At 54.4% G+C, this 16,885-nt stretch carries 14 protein-coding genes and 1 pseudogene; 6 read left to right on the top strand and 9 right to left on the bottom strand.

Going from position 1 to position 16,885, the window contains the following annotated elements:
* Positions 1-209: 209 nt before the first annotated feature.
* Together LOY28_RS16855 and gloB are read right to left on the bottom strand one after the other, a co-directional pair.
* Positions 210-1,664, bottom strand: a complete 1,455-nt coding sequence (locus tag LOY28_RS16855; RefSeq protein WP_204123763.1) for a transglycosylase SLT domain-containing protein — start codon at positions 1,662-1,664, stop codon at positions 210-212.
* A 99-nt stretch (positions 1,665-1,763) separates the two neighbouring features.
* A complete protein-coding gene (gene gloB / locus LOY28_RS16850; protein WP_258612212.1) occupies positions 1,764-2,531 on the bottom strand; it encodes a hydroxyacylglutathione hydrolase in 768 nt (255 codons plus the stop codon).
* A gap of 65 nt (positions 2,532-2,596) precedes the next feature.
* Here gloB and LOY28_RS16845 point away from each other — a divergent pair, with 65 nt between their 5' ends.
* The 3 genes from LOY28_RS16845 to LOY28_RS16835 all read left to right on the top strand — a co-directional run bounded on the left by LOY28_RS16845 (position 2,597) and on the right by LOY28_RS16835 (position 5,844).
* Positions 2,597-3,355, top strand: coding sequence for a methyltransferase domain-containing protein (locus LOY28_RS16845; protein WP_018929621.1), 759 nt, complete (start codon positions 2,597-2,599; stop codon positions 3,353-3,355).
* Between the two features lie 93 nt (positions 3,356-3,448).
* Positions 3,449-3,901, top strand: a complete 453-nt coding sequence (gene rnhA / locus LOY28_RS16840; RefSeq protein ID WP_003180633.1) for a ribonuclease HI — start codon at positions 3,449-3,451, stop codon at positions 3,899-3,901.
* 1,466 nt (positions 3,902-5,367) lie between these two features.
* Positions 5,368-5,844: an antitoxin Xre/MbcA/ParS toxin-binding domain-containing protein gene (locus LOY28_RS16835; RefSeq protein WP_258612211.1), complete on the top strand. Its 477-nt coding sequence runs from the start codon at positions 5,368-5,370 to the stop codon at positions 5,842-5,844.
* 1,128 nt (positions 5,845-6,972) lie between these two features.
* Here the strand turns inward: LOY28_RS16835 and LOY28_RS16830 are convergent.
* Together LOY28_RS16830 and LOY28_RS16825 are read right to left on the bottom strand one after the other, a co-directional pair.
* Positions 6,973-8,385 (bottom strand): serine protease, encoded by a 1,413-nt coding sequence (locus tag LOY28_RS16830; protein ID WP_258612210.1) that lies wholly within the window; start codon positions 8,383-8,385, stop codon positions 6,973-6,975.
* A 33-nt stretch (positions 8,386-8,418) separates the two neighbouring features.
* Entirely contained in the window at positions 8,419-9,159 is a 741-nt protein-coding gene (locus tag LOY28_RS16825; RefSeq protein WP_258612209.1) for a CHAP domain-containing protein, read from the bottom strand.
* 315 nt (positions 9,160-9,474) lie between these two features.
* Between LOY28_RS16825 and LOY28_RS16820 the strand changes: the two are divergent.
* Positions 9,475-9,942: pseudogene (locus tag LOY28_RS16820) on the top strand (tyrosine-type recombinase/integrase); the annotation flags it as partial.
* 20 nt (positions 9,943-9,962) lie between these two features.
* Here the strand turns inward: LOY28_RS16820 and LOY28_RS16815 are convergent.
* The 5 genes from LOY28_RS16815 to LOY28_RS16795 all read right to left on the bottom strand — a co-directional run bounded on the left by LOY28_RS16815 (position 9,963) and on the right by LOY28_RS16795 (position 13,674).
* Positions 9,963-10,553: a nucleotidyltransferase family protein gene (locus tag LOY28_RS16815; protein WP_065348873.1), complete on the bottom strand. Its 591-nt coding sequence runs from the start codon at positions 10,551-10,553 to the stop codon at positions 9,963-9,965.
* Complete coding sequence (gene tnpC, locus LOY28_RS16810; RefSeq protein ID WP_258612208.1) at positions 10,554-12,086, bottom strand: IS66 family transposase; 1,533 nt, start codon at positions 12,084-12,086, stop codon at positions 10,554-10,556.
* Positions 12,087-12,169: 83 nt separating this feature from the next.
* Positions 12,170-12,505 carry an IS66 family insertion sequence element accessory protein TnpB gene (tnpB, locus tag LOY28_RS16805; RefSeq protein ID WP_258612207.1) on the bottom strand — a complete coding sequence of 112 codons (336 nt, stop codon included), beginning with the start codon at positions 12,503-12,505 and terminating at the stop codon, positions 12,170-12,172.
* Positions 12,502-12,834 carry a transposase gene (locus tag LOY28_RS16800; RefSeq protein ID WP_258612206.1) on the bottom strand — a complete coding sequence of 111 codons (333 nt, stop codon included), beginning with the start codon at positions 12,832-12,834 and terminating at the stop codon, positions 12,502-12,504. The genes tnpB and LOY28_RS16800 overlap by 4 nt, the downstream gene beginning before the upstream one ends.
* A gap of 102 nt (positions 12,835-12,936) precedes the next feature.
* Entirely contained in the window at positions 12,937-13,674 is a 738-nt protein-coding gene (locus LOY28_RS16795; protein WP_258612205.1) for a hypothetical protein, read from the bottom strand.
* Positions 13,675-13,864: 190 nt separating this feature from the next.
* Between LOY28_RS16795 and LOY28_RS16790 the strand changes: the two genes are divergently transcribed.
* Both LOY28_RS16790 and LOY28_RS16785 read left to right on the top strand, forming a co-directional pair.
* Positions 13,865-14,848: a trypsin-like serine protease gene (locus LOY28_RS16790; protein WP_258612204.1), complete on the top strand. Its 984-nt coding sequence runs from the start codon at positions 13,865-13,867 to the stop codon at positions 14,846-14,848.
* Positions 14,836-16,878 carry a S8 family serine peptidase gene (locus tag LOY28_RS16785; RefSeq protein ID WP_258612203.1) on the top strand — a complete coding sequence of 681 codons (2,043 nt, stop codon included), beginning with the start codon at positions 14,836-14,838 and terminating at the stop codon, positions 16,876-16,878. The genes LOY28_RS16790 and LOY28_RS16785 overlap by 13 nt, the downstream gene beginning before the upstream one ends.
* The last annotated feature ends 7 nt before the right edge of the window (positions 16,879-16,885 follow it).

Genomic DNA, 16,885 nt, shown 5'->3' with positions numbered 1-16,885 from the left:
GGCTTAATGCATTGTTAACCGCTGCCTCGATAGCCCTGCGGATCGCAGAACCTGTGGCGAGGGAGCTTGCTCCCGCTGGGTTGCGAAGCAGCCCCAAAACCTGAAATCCGGTAACTTCTGACACGCCGCGTACTTGGGTTTACGACTGCTTCGCAGCCGAGCGGGGGCAAGCCCCCTCGCCACAAAAGCCCCTAGGCAGGGCGTGCTGATTAATGCGGGGAAGAAACCGTCAGCATCTGACCCGGTTTCAGCGCCTGGCCTACCCGAGGGTTCCAGCGCTTGAGGTGTTGCATTTCGACATTGAAACGTTTGGCAACCATGTACAACGAGTCACCTTGCTGGACCTTGTACTGGGTCTGCGGCTTCTGTTTGTCTGACTTGCCGCTGGTTTTGCTGTTCGCCGCCACGACAGTGTTGATGCGACCGCCGCTGCGCTTGGTGGTGTCCTGCATCACAAGGGTCTGGCCGACCTTGATGTTCTTGCCGTTCAGCTTGTTCCAGCGTTGCAGGTCCTTGACGTCGACCTTGTTGGCCCTGGCAATGGAGGCCAGATTTTCTCCGCGCTTGACCCGGTAGGCGCGCTTGATGCTGGCGATTTCGTTGTCGTCGGCACCTTCGAACACCGGCTTGAGCGGCCGCTGGCTGATCAGCTCTTCAGGACGCATGGTCGACAGGCTGGCAGTCAGCAGTTGCGCCTTGGACGTCGGCACCAGCAGATGCTGGGGGCCGTCAATGGTGGTGCGTTGCTTGAAGGCCGGGTTGAGCTGGAACAGTTCGTCTTCGTCGATGTTGGCCACCGCGGCAACCTTGGACAGGTCCATGCGCTGGTTGATTTCGACGACCTGGAAGTACGGTTCGTTGGCGATCGACTTGAGGTTCACGCCATAGGCATCGGGCGCCAACACCACTTGCGACAGAGCCAGCAGCTTCGGCACATAGGCTTGGGTTTCCGCTGGCAGCGGCAGGTTCCAATAGTCGGTTGGAAGACCGAGTTTCTCGTTGCGCTCGATGGCCCGGCTGACCGTGCCTTCGCCGGCGTTGTAGGCCGCCAGGGCCAATAGCCAGTCACCGTTGAACATGTCGTGCAGGCGGGTCAGGTAATCCATGGCCGCGGTGGTCGAGGCAGTGATATCGCGACGGCCATCATAGAAACGGGTTTGACGCAGGTTGAAGTAACGCCCGGTGGAAGGAATGAATTGCCAAAGGCCCACCGCGTCGGCCCGGGAATAGGCCATCGGGTTGTAGGCGCTTTCAATCACTGGCAACAGCGCCAGTTCCAGCGGCATGTTGCGCTCTTCAAGGCGTTCGACGATGTAGTGAATGTAGAGGCTGCCGCGTTCGCCGGCGTTTTCGAGGAAGGACGGGTTACTGGCGAACCACAGGCGCTGCTGCTCGATGCGCGGGTTGACGCCCAGGTTGTCCTGCAACTGGAAGCCCTGGCGCATGCGCTCCCAAACGTCCTGGGGAACTTGCGGTGTTGGTTTTTCGCTGAGCCAGATCGGTTTTTGCTTGGCTCGCGCGGCGATATTCGGTGTGTGTGTCGCTTCGGTCTGCGGCACATGGCTTGAACAGCCCGCCAAAGTGGCGGACACAGCCACCGCGATGGCTTGAGCCAAGCGGGTCAATGCGTCTGAATTGGTGGCTTTACGAATAGGTGACGACATTGGCTGGAAGTAAGTTCCGGGCGAAAATGTCGGGCGATTCTAGAAAGCACACCCCCTGCGGTCAACCATTCAGAATTTTTGTACCATTGCGCAGGCAGCTTAGAACGTATCTTTCCAAGCCCGCAATGCAGCAAAGACCGCACTCGGCGCCCGGTTTTCGGTTCCATTCCGTTCGTCCACTTTTTCTTTAACGGATGTTTCGCCGGTACGCAAAAACGGATTGGTGAGCTTTTCCAGCGCCAGGGTCGAAGGCAGCGTCATGATTCCGGCTTCCCGTTGACGGGTGACTTTGGCCAGTCGTTCGAGGGTGTCGGGATTGCCCGGTTCGACCGCCACGGCAAACTTCAGATTGCTCAGGGTGTACTCGTGGGTGCAGTAGACCAGCGTGTCTTCGGGAAGCGCCGCGAGGCGGCTCAGCGAGTGATGCATTTGCTCGGGCGTGCCTTCGAACAAGCGTCCGCAACCGGCAGCGAACAGGGTGTCGCCGCAAAACAGATGACCGCGGTGGTAATAGGCGATATGCCCCAGGGTATGGCCCGGTACTGTGATGACATCGAAGTCCCAGCCCAGCACGTTGATCCGGTCGCTGTCCTTGAGGGCCACGTCCCGTGCCGGGATGGTCTCGCTGGCCGGGCCATGGACGGTTGCGTCTGTCGCTTTTTTCAGCCGCTCGACGCCGCCGACATGGTCATGATGGTGATGAGTGATCAGAATATCGCTTAGCACCCAACCCGGGTGCGCCGTGAGCCACGCCTCTACGGGCGCGGCATCGCCCGGATCGACTACGGCGCAGCGCTGGGTGCTGTGGTCTTGTAACAACCAGATGTAGTTGTCGGTGAAGGCGGGCAGGGCACTGATCTGTATCATCGTCGGATTCGCCAAGCGGAAAACATTGGCGCATCTTAGAGCTTCCTGGCGCGTTGGAGAATGCAATGACCGATAAAGCGTTCGCTCAGGCTGATCCTGACTGGCTGGCATTGATCAGCGCGGCCCGTGACTGGCTGTCCGGTCCCATCGGGCAATTTTTGCTGGACGAAGAACGACGCATGCTCGAAGACGAGTTGGGGCGCTTCTTCGGCGGCTATCTGGTGCATTACGGCCCCTCGGCACAGACGCCACCGGCGGCGCCGCAGGTGCAGCGCAATGTGCGACTCGGCGCGCCGTTGCCGGGGGTCGAGATCGTCTGCGAAGAGCAGGCCTGGCCCTTGAGCGAGCATGCCGCCGATGTGGTGGTGTTGCAGCATGGGCTGGATTTCTGCCTGTCGCCACACGGCTTGTTGCGCGAAGCGGCGAGCAGTGTGCGCCCCGGCGGGCATCTGCTGATTATCGGGATCAACCCCTGGAGCAGTTGGGGCCTGCGTCATGTGTTCGCCCATGACGCCTTGCGCAAGGCGCGCTGCATTTCGCCGTCGCGGGTCAGCGACTGGCTGAACCTGCTGGGCTTCGCGCTGGAGAAACGCCGCTTCGGGTGCTATCGTCCGCCGCTTGCGTCACCTGCCTGGCAAGCTCGTCTGGCCGGTTGGGAGCGCAAGGCCGGTGACTGGCAATTGTCGGGTGGCGGCTTCTATTTATTAGTCGCGCGCAAGATCGTGGTGGGGCTGCGGCCGGTGCGCCAGGTACGGCGCGAGCCGATGGGCAAGCTGATTCCGTTGCCGATGGCCAAGGTCAATCGTCGTCACATCGAACCGTAATACACTTTTTTATATTCCCGGCCGGGTATGCCCCGGCCTCGGGCATCGTCGGTCACCGATCGGCGAGCCAGCGCATTTTCTGGATAGATTGGCATGAGCGATAGCGTAGAACTCTTCACCGATGGCGCCTGCAAGGGCAACCCTGGCCCAGGCGGCTGGGGCGCGTTGCTGGTGTGCAAGGGAGTCGAAAAAGAACTCTGGGGCGGCGAAGCCAACACCACCAACAACCGCATGGAGCTGATGGGGGCGATCCGTGGCCTGGAAGAGCTCAAGCGTTCTTGCGACGTGCTGCTGGTGACCGACTCCCAGTACGTGATGAAAGGCATCAACGAGTGGATGGCCAACTGGAAGAAACGCGGCTGGAAAACCGCCGCGAAGGAACCAGTGAAAAACGCCGACCTGTGGAAACTGCTCGACGAGCAGGTCAACCGCCACAACGTCACCTGGAAATGGGTGCGCGGGCACATCGGCCATCATGGCAACGAACGGGCCGACCAACTGGCCAACCGTGGCGTGGATGAAGTGCGCGGGTACAAGCAGGCTTGATTCCGGCGTAACACGGTCTATCTGAAAGACCCCCGCGAGCGTGTTAACATCGCCGCTTTTGCACGATTGACCCGTTGAGAGCTGAGCACTGATGGCCACCAGATCCGTTTTTATATTCTGCCGACTTGTCAACAGTGTAATCGAGCCCCCAGCACGTCGGTGAACGACTCAAGGTGCTGATTGTGTGGGGGGTTGCCGATCCAACCCCCGTTTTTTTAGCTGAATTTCAAGGCTTCATTATTCTAAAGTGTAAACGATGAGCTGTTTTAGCTACCCATGGTTTACATTCTAAAATAAGAGACTGCAGCGGTCTGATAGCGTCTGGCGAATACGACGTTTCCCGTCTCGGGATAGCAATTCCTTCTGAAGGTCGTCCGCAATAAACGGTGTGACTGCTAGTGCTGAGGCAACGCGCACGACGACCATTCCCACTCTCTGAGAAGTAGAGATTCGGGGTTCGGGGTTTTTATCCATTTTCGCGGCCGATTGATTCTCTGGAATTTGCCCTGGTTCGTACCTGTGCGGCGGTAGTCGATGTGCATTCCGTCGATTGCAGATTGCCCATGGGATGCTAGTCTTCCAGCGTCAAATAAGCAGTGAGCTTAAAAATGAAAAAAGTGACTTCAGAAGGCTTTGCTGTGAGGAAGGTGGGTCTTTGCAAAAATGACTCATTAGTTTATCAAGAAAAAGTCGCGCCTCTCCCATGTCTGCGATGCGTCCCTTGGACCCCTAAGCAAGTAACGGATCCTGAAAACCGCAAGACTGATATATAGTCTTGGAGGTTATGTACTGTTGAGAGGAGCGGGCGTATGGATTGCAGCTTATCCTCGAACAGGTAATTGAGTAGCGTCAAGCTTGCGTCGCGGCTTTACTACCTGGGCCACGCGTAATCAATGGAGCCCGAAAGCCTTGATGGAGTACGTAGGCTGGCGCAACGTGCACACTGCCATGCGCTATGTAGAGGTCGATGCGCCCTTCGGCGAATGGCGGCGTCGCGCAGAAGAGTCAAAATGACAGCGTGGAGACGATTACGCACTGAGCTACGCCCTACGTTATTACAGCTGTACAACAAAGCCAATTTACCCTTGAAGTGAGCGATTCAACAGGTTTGAGAAACCAAGATTCTCAAACCTCAGTGCGTTTTTCTGCCCGGTGACCTTGATGGACGGTACGCCGAGGAGGGCTGGGGGGATTCTCGAAAAGCCCGGACCGATCTCAGCGAATAGACTCCATGTGCAGTCTTGCGAGGTGTAGGCTGTAGGTGAGTCGCCGGGCACAAACCTTCGTCATAATCCATCAAGCATAAAACGTCTGGACCGTGCACCGCCCCGCGCATTGATTCAGACTCGAGACTTTCTGATGGAGCTTGCAGAAGATTCTGCGTGTTCAGATTCGATTCCACGTCAGGCTTAAAGGGGCCTTAGCTCATATTCCGTTTGAAGGGAAAGCATTTGGAGGAAGTGTTAATGGGTACTTCAACTGCGGCTCGACGTCCGGTAATAAAGAAAAACGTCTATCGAGAGGCGGCGATCGCTGCCTTTTGGCGATTCAGTTCCCATCGAGAGTCGCTGACGGATGCGCAGAGGCTGCACCAAATAAAAGTAGGGTTGCCCGCTGACCTCATCCAGGTTGTTCGTTTGGCCTTCGACCTTCAAGACCGCCACCTGGAAACGCTGCTCAATGCATCAATTTCGACCCTTGAAAGACGACGGCGAGAGCAAAAGAACCTTGATCCTGTCGTCTCCGAACGTTTGGACAGAATTGCTACGCTCAGTCGCTTGGTCGTGGCGATATTTGAGACACAAGTGACTGCCACACAGTGGATGTCGGCACCGAATAAAGCGCTCTGTGGGACGGCACCGATCATGCTCTGCGAAACCGAGATAGGAGCTAAACAAGTTCGTCGTATTCTTCAGGCCCTGGAGTGGGGCGGTGCTGCCTGATGGCACCTGGCGACGACCCGCTGGTACGAAATACGCGACCGGTCTTTCGGGATGCGTCCTGGGAAATCCGACGGGTCGGTATTGCCATGGTCGACCAACCACCGCCAGTCGAGTGTTGAGAGAAAATCGAAAGTTTCATCGAGACCCGCTTACGCAGCGTCAGCTAAATGAATGGGCAGGTACCGATTTTCGGCTTTTCGTTTGGAGGGACGCTGGAGCGTGTTTGCCTAACGGTTTCGATTATAGGTGCGACTCGTTGCGCCGCACGTGAGGGCTGTACGACGCCACGCTCTAGAACCCCATACACAAGGTGCCTCAGTTATGTTGACAACCGTCAGCTGTAGCCAGGCTCGCCGGTGACTCCGACGCCTTATTGCTCTGGTCGCCCAAGGGCACAGTTTCGTCATAACCCAGAACGGGCGAGCAATTTGCCGGTTGGAGGGTGCCGAAGCGATTCAGCTTTATCATGGCTCCTTCTACAAGGCCTGATTGTGATGCCTACAAGACGAGTCTACGCAACTTGGGAGTAAGCGTCCGTCCAGCTCACCTTGCACAATTTAAAGTGTGTACCCACATGCACCGTAAGCCCAACCTTCCCAAGCCAACCTAGAGCTGTTTATCGTATTCGCTCAGAGCAGATGAGATTGATAGCCGATTTCTGCCTGTCGCCACCATTTTTTTTGCGCCGACTTCGACTCCTCGTGATACCGAGAAACCAAATGACGACGAGACTCATCGCGCGCTGGTTGATGCGCCGTTTTGTTTCTCCACTTTGCACTTAAACATCAGCTCTAAGGGAAAGGAATCTTTTCTCTAAATGCATAAATCACCAGCAATGACAAAATTTCTTTACTTAATCCTAAAGCTTTACGCGCAACGTAAGCTGCGCGCCTAGGTACGAAATGATCGAATGACTACCAGATCTTTTTGCCAAAGCAGGTCTTGTCTTGGGAGACCTGAACCGAGTTTGGTTTCATCGGCATATCTGAATGACTTCTATTGGCCGATTGTTGCCCGTCTCGAAGCCTGCGATCCACCAACTAACCCAGTATCGCCTTCCAACTTGTCTACTTGATGTTTGGGGCAAGCCAAAATATGGGACCGAATTTGGGAACTCTAACGGGCGTCCTATAATTTTCGAATCACTGTCGCAGTGATGAATGCGTCGATCCAGCCGCGCCATTGATCGAATGCGGGACCGCTTTCCAAAGTGTATTTAAGGTCGAGCCGGCTCCCGTCGGCGGAAACAGTAACCGTTGCCCCATTCGATGGAGAATGATTCAAACTTTCATACTCAATCTTGATGACTTCCTTGAACTTGAAACCCTCGGGCGCGGGGATCGCTTCTTGGAAATTTCTGCTGGTGACAGTAAAGCCATGATCGTCCAGGGTCATGGAGTAAGGGAAGGTACGTGTCTGTATAACTGAAGGAACGTTTTGACTTGGGACTTGTTCAAGAAGGACTGGAACATTTGAGGTCACCACATACGACTCGTCACCAATGTCGGTACCTCCAATCGTGAGCATGCGTCCATCGTTGGAAACTCTCACACTGCCATTGATGCCTGGTCGATCAAACCTCACGTCTCCCGCCTGTATCACCTTATAGCCGTCAGGGACCTTGGTATGCGTGGTACCACTTCCCACGGTATGTATCGGCAGCCGAGTTACAGGGGGGAGCGTAACGACGCCGCCTGGCATATAGATGACGCCACCTGGGGCAGAGATGACGTCACCAGGAGCCTCCCTGCGGATCTGTACCGACTCACTCAGAATGGTTGTGATCCTTGGGTTGAGAGGTTTTGTACAATCCGGATCATAACTAACACCTATCAATGGCTTAGCGTCATCCTTGAGTGTGGCGATGGCCTTTGCCATTGGTACAGCGAGGGAGGATGACTGCATCCGTTGGCCCCCCACGGTCCTCTCACCGATAGCGATTCCAAAGACCATCCCAAGCTCGTTGAAGATAGGCCCACCACTATTACCCGGATTTAGTGGTATCTGGACAACAATATTTGAAACAGCTCCAGCTCCGGACATGACCGGGCCTTCATTGATGGTAAGCAGTCGATCGCCCCCCTGATAACCAAGCACTTGGAAGCGCGGCCGTCCTTGCTTGAGGTAAGCGTCGCATAAGCGAAGAAACGGTTTCACTGTTCTTAGATCTTTGATCTGTAGAAGGGCTACGTCATATGGAGATTCTTTCGCGTTGATGACTTTGAGTTGTACAGGCGGATCGACGGCGTTTAGCGCATCAACGTCCTTTTCAGGAAAATAGCCTTCAACGTAAAAGCCGTCCTCATCAAACAGGTCCTTGCTGGGGATCATGTGGCCGGCGGAAAGCACAAGCCCATCTGGAGACACTAGAAATCCAGTGCCTCGTTCATGAAAATCGACCGTGTGAGTGTCAGGATCTGGTTCCTTTAACGTCCCATAGACGTGCAGCTGTATAACCGCGGGCCATGACTCACTGTAGGGATCCCCGTGTGCCGGTAATAAGGCCAGTGCCAGAATCACCACCACGAGTCGGCTAAACATGCAGCTGTTCTTCCGTCCGATAAGAGTGGAGCTTCAAAACCCCCCGTCCTTGAGCAGCAGTTTACGATTAATGGTATGCCGTGAAGGGGTACCTTCGAATTGATTGCCTCCCATGACTAGAACTTTGTCACCTTGGTCTGCCAGGAAAAAGCCCACATGGCCATGTCCCGGTGAATTGACGTTTCTAAAAACTACGATATCACCGGGCTTTGGGTTATCAGTAGTTTTACCCCAATTTTTGAAGGAAAGCGCGGCAGCACTTTGAGTCCTGGGGCTAGCGCCTGTTGGCATGGTTTTGCCAATAGCCGACGTCATCAAGCAGTAGTTCATGAAAGCAGCGCACCATGATGTGGTATCACCACTCGGCTGCAATTTGGTGGCGTTGAAGAACTCTACAATCACCGGATTCCAACGCTCAGGCCAAGCTGTGATATAGGGCTTGCGATCGTTGCCGTATTTCCCTTGGCCTACATCGTGGAAGTACAGCGCGATTTCAATCGGAGTGCAGTTTTTTGGAACTCCATCCAATACTATTTTCCCTAGCGATTCTTCAGCACGTGTCGGTTTTTTTGTCCCCATCTGCATGTAGCCAGTGAGCACACCGTGGTTGAGGGAGGGCTGGTCTTTGAATGCTGCCAGCTGTTCCGGAATTTCAGGGAGTTGAGTGTCCTCTTGGGCGAGCGCTGCCCAGTTGGTTCCTGTAGCGAAACTAAACCGCGGAGCAATGAGGACAACACTGCTGAGAACCAGCATCTCGCGACGTGAAAGCGCCATAACTATTTCCTCTAAAGCGAGGTTTACGCTGCGTATGGTCCTACACGACTTTAGAAGGGCCGCCTTACAGTTTGGTATAGCAGAGACCCACAAACATGCTAGCGCCCCTTTGGGGGCTATGGGCAGGTGAGAACGGCGTATCACGGCTGAACTTCTGAGAATTTGATCGCACAGTATGGTGGGTAGGTACCGATGCCGATGCCGAGGCCGCGCAGCTGTACCTAGCCCCCTCACATTGACGACCGCTTTGGGTCGAATAGCGACCAAACGCCGTATCTGACTCACCCTTGTCCTCTCTTAATGTGAGGACCAGCCATGGACACTATTGCTAGATACAACCATCAGCCTTGGAATAAGGGAAAACTTGTTGGGCAAAAAGCCCCGCTTCGAGTCAGAGATATCTGGGCAATCCGGGTAAGGCTCCAGCTTGCGAAAAGGACACGGGATCTGGCTCTCTTCAACCTAGCCATCGACAGCAAGCTGCGTGCCTGCGACTTAACCAAGCTGCGTGTACGGGACATTGCTCATGGGGACCATGTGTCTTCACGGGCCATCGTGATGCAGCAGAAAACCCAACGTCCAGTACAGTTTGAAATCACTGAGCAGACTCGAACGGTCCTAGAAGCTTGGATGCAACAGGCCCACCTTCGCAGCGAAAGCTTTTTGTTTCCGACTCGGTTGCACCACTCACCCCATCTCTCCACCAGACAGTACGCTCAGTACGCTCGAATAGTCAAAGCGTGGGTGACTGCTATTGGCCTCGATCCATCTATGTGCGGTTCTCTCCTAAAGGTAGCGTCCGGCTAAGTTGCTTTTTCGGAAGGGGTAGGAGGTACCGCTATGGGCGCAAGACTGAGCTGCGGCCATATCTTCATCCAGTTTTTGGACTTGAAGCGGTCTTGATAAATCGTATTTTTTTCCGTGACAAACCTACCAGCTGGCCGGATGACCAACCCCAAAAGGTCATCAACTCCCAGCGGGGCAGCGATCTCGCATGAGCCTTCGTCTCGTAGCCTGACTGCCACCGCCGTTGCGGTTTCAGGCCAATAGCGCATTGCGTCGATCGCACACAAGTATGGTTCGTCACCATTCTGAATATGCATTCGTGCTTGATTTTTCACAGACCACTTTACGGTCGGTTCTAATCCGCTAAGGACGGCCTCCAATGCTGCATCTTCCTCGGGGGTGCAACGTTCAGCATTGAACCAGATGACATCAACATCTGTTGATACTGGAGACGAAACGCGCCCGTGCAAATAATCCCAAACCGCGTTTCGAACGAAACCTGCTCCGATCCAGCAATCTGGCAATTTGAGCGAGTGCACAATTTCAAGTAAACGCCAACGAACGGGATCACTTGAGATAATCGATTGGATTCTCGAAATGTCGTCCATTCAAAACTCTCGTTGAGTAAACCAGGCCGGCACCCACTGATGCGGTAGCAATTGCCCTATCTCACTAGCCTTCTGCGTCGGCAAGCGCTTCAGCACATCTTTGAGATACGCATACGGATCATGCCCGTTCATGCGTGCCGACTGGATCAGGCTCATGATCGCTGCCGCGCGTTGACCGCTGCGCAGCGATCCTGCGAAGAGCCAGTTCGAGCGACCAAGTGCCCAAGGCCTAATCGTGTTCTCGACTTGGTTGTTGTCGATGGGCACAGCACCATCATCCAGGTAGCGCGTCAGCGCTACCCAGCGTTTCAGGCTGTAATCCAGGGCCTTGGCCGTGGCCGAGCCTTCGGGTACAAGCTGCCTCTGGGCGATCATCCAGGTATGAAGTGCGTCGATGATCGGCGCTGCTTTTTCCTGACGTATTCGCTGTCGGACACTCGGTTCCAGCTCGCAGACTTCTCGTTCAACTTCGTACAAGGCCGCGATGTAGTGCAGCGCTTTTTCGGCGATCTGGCTTTTGTTGGTCGCGTGCAAGTCGAAGAACTTGCGCCGGGCGTGAGCCATGCAGCCAATTTCGGTGATGCCCTGCTCGAAGCCGGCCTTGTAGCCCGCGAAGTCATCGCAGACCAGCTTGCCGTTCCACGTGCCCAGGAAGTTGCGGGCGTGTTCGCCAGCACGGCTTGGCACGGCCTTCAGTGCCGAGAACGGTGTTGTGCAGTAGGCCCAGACATAAGCCCAATGTGTTTTCTTTTCACCCGGTGCCAGCATCTGCACCGGGGGCTCGTCGGCGTGCACGACCCGCTGGGCGAGCACCGCCTCGCGCAGTGCATCCACCAGCGGTTGCAGTTGCACGCCGCAGTTGCCCACCCACTGCGCCAAGGTCGAACGGGCGATGGGCAGTCCGGCGCGGCCAAAGATTTTCTCTTGGCGATACAGCGGCAGATGGTCGGCGAACTTAGCCACCATGATGTGGGCCAGCAGGCCCGCTGTCGGGATGCCTTTGTCGATGACGTGCGCCGGTACCGGCGCCTGTATCAACGTTTCGCACTGTTCGCAGGCCCACTTCCCACGGATGTGGCGCTCGACGGTGAACACGCCGGGCGTGTAGTCGAGCTTTTCGCTGGCATCTTCGCCGATGCGCTTGAGGGCGCAGCCGCACTGGCAGTGGCTGTTGTCCGGTTCGTGATGGATCAGCGTGCGAGGAAACTGCGGTGGCAGCTGCGTGCGCTTGGGTTGCAGGCGCACTTTGGCTTCGACAGGTGCCGGTTGCAGAGCCTCAAGTTCGGCTTCGATAGCGGCGATATCCGTATCGATCAAGTCGTCGAGCAGGCTGGCTTGATCCGGGCTCAACTGCTCGCTGCGCTTGGCAAACTTGAAGCGCTTGAGCAGCGCGATCTCGTGGGCCAGTTTCTCGTTGACCGACTTGTGATGAGTGATTTGCTTGTCCATCGTCTCGACGCGCTGGATCAACTGCGCCGCCAAGGCACGCAGTTCTTCAGGGTTTAATTGATCGAGATTCGGATGCGAAGTCATGCCGCCGATTTTGCCAGAGAGGGCAAGTGGCGGCGATAGACTGATGGGCCAATTGCGCTGGCAAGCGCGCCATAGCAGACGAGTTAGAGCACCGTGATGGCTCCTCCGGAACCGACGCGTTGCCAAGGTAAACCGAGCACTAAGGCTTGAAGTTGATCTGCATCCAACTCAACTTCAGAACCGTGCCGCACGCCTGGCCAAAAGAAACGACCTTGATTCAAGCGCCGGGCAGCCAACCAAATGCCCACGCCATCATGCACCAGCACTTTGATCCGGTTGGCACGGCGATTGGCGAACAGATAAGCACAGTGCGGCTTCGCCGCACCGAATACCGCAACCACGCGGGCCAACGCAGTTTCGGTACCGGCGCGCATGTCCATGGGCTCGGTGGCGAGCCAGATGGTGTCGATGCGGATCATCGCAGCAGGTCTCGCAGGAAAGCGGAACATGTCGCTGCATTTTCTGCTGGCCAGCTCACCACGACTACGCCTTTTGAATGAGTCACTTCGATTCGAATCGTGGCCGGAAGAACTTGAGGGGCCGCTGTCGAAGACAATGTCTTGACCGGAATAAAGGCAGTTTGCAGTGTCAGGTTTTTCTGCCCATGCACCCGAATCGATTTATGGACGAGGTTGGCATTGAGGTTGTGGGTCAAGGCGACATTGGCAATCGAGGTGTCAGCCTGCGCACATTCGGCGATGACCTGAGCCTTAAAGGACTTGGAATAGGAACGGCGTTCTTGTGGCATGGGCGTCCGATTAAAAAGGCTAAAAATGGTGTCCACTTAAATTAGGTGGACACCATCGCCTTAAGCGATGGCATCAGGAAGGTGTGTTGCCCGGACGGTTACTTATTTCGCACATGTTTGTATTGCCATAACTAGGTTTAAGACCAAGACACCGGCTGCGTCGTATACTTGCTGATCCTCATCCTCTGCCGAAACTGCGAGCCCAGCAGGCCGGTACTTGGTTATCAAGGCACGCAGCTCATCTTGACTTAGGGCATTCGGAGTCAACCCAAGCAATGAATTGGTGTACTCCACCCGAACTGCATCCACCGCGGTTACGACCTTGGCGGTGAAGTTTTTTGCAGCGTCCTGAGCTGCCGGATCCCTGGAGTAGCTCGCCTGTGCAACGGTAATGTCATCTGTCGAATTTACTTTGCCGGTGATGCAGGCGAGTTTCGTAAGAGCGACTCTATAAATCTGAGTCTGCTCGCTGAATCGGTAGCGACTTGAGTTCGTGAGGCCAAGAGCTGCTAAGCCTGCGCCGGTGTTCATAAGTCCAGTCTGATCTGCCAACGCTCCCGCAACCGCTGCGAGTCCTCCATAAGTGGTAACTCCAGTCGACTCATACTCGAGTTTGCTACGCTCAAGGGCGCGCTTAAAAATCTCGTCGCGGTATTTGACGAGCTCTCGTTGTAACTGGGTAATTTGGTTGCTTGGGGTTTTGGGCGCCGATTCCCATCTGCTGTCGAAGGATTCCAACTCCTCAACGTTAGGGAATGGGCCCCATCTCTCCGTTACAGTAGCGCAGCTGGTCAGAGCTATGATCAATCCTAATGAAACAAGCATCCGTTTGCCTTGCATGCTGCAGTCCTCTGCATACTATGTGGCTTTGTCCGACACGCCCTGAGGTTAGAGTAGACGCGATTTGAGAATGTGTTTCCACGCTTGAAAATTTCCTAATAAATTGGAACGTTCAATGGCCATTTTTCTGCTCTCTGCTTAAATATTCCTGACGAAACTAAAAACGTAGAGAGTTATGGAGGGCGCCAGCGTGATAGGACGGGTGCTTGCAGGGGTACTGTTATTGGTTCCTTTACCCATTTTGAGTGGTCCACTGGCGAGCCCAACGTCATCGAGCGAGAGGGAAGAAACTACTATTACATTTGAATTGGCAAATACAGTTCTTAACGAGTCCAGCGTACAGGTAGCCAACGGGATAGAAGTGCTAGCAAGCGATTGGCCGGCACTTATCATTGCCAAGTTTGAGGAGCAAACTATCTTTGGTAGGCGTCAAGGGAGCTGTACAGCGTCGTTGGTTGGGCCGAATGTTGCTCTCATGGCAGCACACTGTGTAGATCCCAAGGGAGGGGATCTCAACGACGTTACCCCACTGATACCATCCCTTCGTATTGGTGATCGTGTGATTCCTTTTCGATGCGAAATGCATCCTGACTACCGTGATCGTCCTCGGATGGCGTACTCGCCGAGGGGAAGTGCGGACTTTGCACTTTGCGTTCTTGATGATAATGGCAACCGTCCACAAGCTCTCAAAGCAATGCAGTTTGAGGTTGTTGACACCCAGTCTCAATTGACACCTGGCTCGCAGGTCCTCTTGACTGGATACGGCTGTGAAAGTTTGCGGATTGTGGATGGTCGACCGCAAGGTACTAAAGCAGATGGGAAACTTCGATTAGGGGATGTAGAAATTGATAAAGGACCGGACTCCATTCCTGGGGCTCCGGCGTATGTAACCATTCGCTCGAAGGCGAATGTTGAGCCTGCTTTGTGCCCCGGAGACTCCGGAGGGCCGTTGCTGTCCGGTATCACAGCAGAACATGCCAACCACCCTCGACGTATCCGTGGAGTGAACTCAAGTCTTTCGGTGATTGGAGATGTGTTCATCTCCAGTATTGCCGCAACAGGTACGACGATTTTTCGAAACTGGGCCGATCGCTGGTTGGCAAAAAACGCAAAATTCAACCCCGAAATATGTGGGCTGAATGTTCGGGCTGGAGAACGGCAATGCAGGTACTAGGCTACGCCGCAGTTGCCTGCGCCATTTTTGCAGTATTACCCGTAGCCGTTCAAGGTGAGCAAGAAGATCGTTTCTTTACGTTGCGGGCGGTCGGACCGCATGTGACAGACGAAATTATACAACGCGTTGCTGAACTGGCAGAGCCGGTGGTGCTGAACGCTTCACAGCGCTTCGACGATCAGACTAGCACTCCTAGACATATTATAACCCAGCTGTGCGGCGGCATTCGCGACGTCTACGTAACGGAAGTTGCGCGAGCCAATGGTCTGACAAATTTACCCTTGGACGAACCGCTCGGGCAGAAAGCCAATTCGTTTAAGTGGCCTGCCTGCTTATATGTGCGTTCTACTCCGGAACAGATCGAGGTAAAGTCAGGAGATACGGCTTATGACTTGTATCAAGCGTATACAGGGGGAGGTGGCTCGCCTAAGGCAATTGCACGGTTCTTTGATACACCAATTCGTGATCTCGAATGGATACAACCTGGTACGACCCTAAAAATACCTGCGTTTACTCGAACAGTACCGATCACTGCCCGTAATGGTCAGACAAACGAACTTTTGATGGAAATAACCAGGCTTGATCCAAAGGGCAAGATGGTTAGAGATAACCCTCCGAGTGTAGAGGGGGAGATTATATTAGGGATGTCGGATGGCGCCACAGCGGCCGGTGGAGATTGTGAGGGTGCTCCCGAGTTGGCTGACGCCGAGGCAATCGTACATGCATATCGATTCTCGAAGTCAATAGCAATTAAAGATGACGTTAACGTAGCGGGGGGACGTGCTGAGCTTGCAGTTGTGGATAATGGCTTCTTCGGCGCCCACCCTCTCTCTACCGGCATAGATCCGTTCGAAGGCAGTCCATTCAAACGCGCATATTTCAAATCTGATCCTGATTACACCATTGCCTCTCCTATGGTGCTTGGAGAGACCATACATCCGCTGAACTATGGTTATGTTGAACCGAACCTAGACAGTGGTCATGGAACTCATGTCACAGGCCTGATGCTTGGTGGACCAGCATTTAGCCAATATCTAGATAAGCTTGGGTCTGAACCTTGGGCCTCTATAACCGTAATTAATGTGGGGCGCGGAAAACGCACTTTGGTTAAAGGAGCCTATGAGTTTCTGTTCCGGTTCCTGGCAGATGGTGCTTGGCGAATCGTAAATCTGTCTATAGCGCATGACGGGCGTGCTGACCGACGGGTAGGTCCTAGCTACGGAAATCTGTTCGAAATGGCAACGAACTCCCTTTTTGTCGTAGCAGCGGGCAACAATAATGGAGTAGATGTTCGCGATCGAGGGATCTTCCCCGCTGCCTATGGTGGCATCGATAGATCCAACGTTATTACAGTAGCGGCTATTGATAGCAACGATCATCTGACCAAGTTCAGTAATCGAAGCGGTCAAGCTGTGGATATGGCTGCCCCAGGCTGCCGAATCAGTTCCTGGATCGCCTACGATAAACCAACTGTGACCATGAGTGGCACTTCGCAGGCGGCACCCAAAATAACCTTCGGTGCCAGTCTCCTGAGATCTATTGCGATAAAAGCCCGTCCGGCCACACTGAAGAACCGGTTAGTAGTGAGTGGAGATCTACTTCCTAGTAGCGAGCGCCGAGAAACTGCGTTTGAAGTAAAAATAAACATCCCTCGTGCGTTGTTATGGTTTCAAGACGATCTTGAAGTAGAGGATGGCGGCACAGTTCGTCGACTGCTTGGCTCGATTCGAAGTATGGCGCCATTGATGTGCAAGGATGAACAACGTCAAATTGAAAAAAGTGTAGAGGACATGTTCGCTCTAAAGCGCACAGAGGGTGTCTCATATTTCTATGGTGGACTACTTACTCAAAAGGTACAGAGCCCCTGCAAAGTGATCGATGAGGCTAGTGCCAGTGTGGCGTTCTCGGCAACACATGAAATCCTTTCTGATGGCCGCATAGAACCTCTGAAAACAGTGATCGAACAAAACTGGCCGCTTATTGCTGTGCGCCAGCTTGTCGCCCGAACACCTTTGACCGAACTCCAGTGAACCATGG

Source organism: Pseudomonas sp. B21-017, from assembly GCF_024749245.1.
In the GTDB taxonomy this organism is placed as follows: domain Bacteria; phylum Pseudomonadota; class Gammaproteobacteria; order Pseudomonadales; family Pseudomonadaceae; genus Aquipseudomonas.
Note: the sequence above shows the minus strand (reverse complement) of the source record. Positions and strands in the feature narration are given on the sequence as shown.

Coding starts and splice junctions, on each gene's coding strand:
- rnhA (WP_003180633.1), top strand. CDS start 3,449: ATGAGCGATAGCGTAGAACTCTTCACCGATGGCGCCTGCAAGGGCAAC.
- tnpB (WP_258612207.1), bottom strand. CDS start 12,505: ATGATCCGCATCGACACCATCTGGCTCGCCACCGAGCCCATGGACATG.
- LOY28_RS16830 (WP_258612210.1), bottom strand. CDS start 8,385: ATGTTTAGCCGACTCGTGGTGGTGATTCTGGCACTGGCCTTATTACCG.
- LOY28_RS16845 (WP_018929621.1), top strand. CDS start 2,597: ATGACCGATAAAGCGTTCGCTCAGGCTGATCCTGACTGGCTGGCATTG.
- tnpC (WP_258612208.1), bottom strand. CDS start 12,086: ATGACTTCGCATCCGAATCTCGATCAATTAAACCCTGAAGAACTGCGT.
- LOY28_RS16855 (WP_204123763.1), bottom strand. CDS start 1,664: ATGTCGTCACCTATTCGTAAAGCCACCAATTCAGACGCATTGACCCGC.
- LOY28_RS16795 (WP_258612205.1), bottom strand. CDS start 13,674: ATGCAAGGCAAACGGATGCTTGTTTCATTAGGATTGATCATAGCTCTG.
- LOY28_RS16815 (WP_065348873.1), bottom strand. CDS start 10,553: ATGGACGACATTTCGAGAATCCAATCGATTATCTCAAGTGATCCCGTT.
- LOY28_RS16825 (WP_258612209.1), bottom strand. CDS start 9,159: ATGGCGCTTTCACGTCGCGAGATGCTGGTTCTCAGCAGTGTTGTCCTC.
- LOY28_RS16785 (WP_258612203.1), top strand. CDS start 14,836: ATGCAGGTACTAGGCTACGCCGCAGTTGCCTGCGCCATTTTTGCAGTA.
- gloB (WP_258612212.1), bottom strand. CDS start 2,531: ATGATACAGATCAGTGCCCTGCCCGCCTTCACCGACAACTACATCTGG.
- LOY28_RS16835 (WP_258612211.1), top strand. CDS start 5,368: ATGGGTACTTCAACTGCGGCTCGACGTCCGGTAATAAAGAAAAACGTC.
- LOY28_RS16800 (WP_258612206.1), bottom strand. CDS start 12,834: ATGCCACAAGAACGCCGTTCCTATTCCAAGTCCTTTAAGGCTCAGGTC.